The 993-nt window shown below is 68.2% G+C and carries 1 protein-coding gene; it reads right to left on the reverse strand.

Annotated elements, in window-relative coordinates; genetic code table 11:
* Positions 1–993, reverse strand: a 993-nt coding sequence (locus AC1DF3_RS36925) for an Ig-like domain-containing protein (RefSeq protein WP_478142804.1), incomplete at both ends; no start/stop codon positions are given.

Below are 993 nucleotides of genomic sequence, written 5' to 3' on the forward strand. Positions count from 1 at the left end.
CGTGCCTTCCAGTTGCGGCGTCAGGTCGTTCGTCCAGCCGTTGTTCGCCACCGGGCCCGTCACCGGCGCCTCGTCGTCGTTCAACGCCGTGATCGTCGCCCGGTTGTCCGGCCCGATGAGCTCCAGCGTGATGCCGTAGGGCGACGAGTACGCGCCGAGGTTGCCCGCCGCATCTTCCACCCGCGCCTCGTAGCTGTAGCTCGTGCCGCTGTCCAGCCCCGTCGTGTCTTCGAAGGTCCAGCTGGTGCCGCTCACCTTCGCTTCGCCGATCTTCACGCCGTCGCGATACACCGCCAGCGTCTCGTTGCCGGCCAGCGCCGACGACAGCGTCCCGCGCAGCTCCGGCTGCGAGTCGTTGGTCGTGCCGTTGTTGGCCACGTCGCCAGTGCCCGGCGCCACGTCGTCCCACACCGTCGTGATGACCACCGTCTGCGACGGCTCGGACGTGTCCACGTGCACCAGGTAGTCGCTCGATATGCCGCCCCGGTTGCCAGCCTGGTCTTCCACTCGCGCCGTGTAGATGTAGGTCTTGCCGTCGGCAAGCCCCGCGTCGTCGAAGCTCCAGCCCGTGCCCGTGCCGTCGACCGTGGCCTCACCGATCACCGCGCCATCGCGCAGGATCACCACCTTCTCGCCCGCGTTGAGCCCGTCGCTCAGCGTGCCGCGCAGCTGCGGCGTCGTGTCGTTCGTGTAGCCGCCGTTGCCGATCTTCTCGGCCGTCGCCAGCACGCTGCCGTCGGCCGCGACGTCGTCGTACACGCCCTCGATCGTGGTCGCCTGGGTCGGCGCCTGCGTATCCACCGTGAACTCGAACGGGTTCGACTTGGCGCTCTCGTTGCCCGCCGCGTCGACGTTGGTCGCCTCGACGTGGTGCGGGCCATCGTTCAATTCCTTGCCCAGGTCGGGCGTGAAGCTCCACGAGCCGTCCGGGTTCACATCGGTCTCGCCGATCTTCACCCCGTTGTCGTAGATCACGACCTTCTCGCCCGAGTT

This window comes from Variovorax sp. 10N432 (assembly GCF_056394465.1).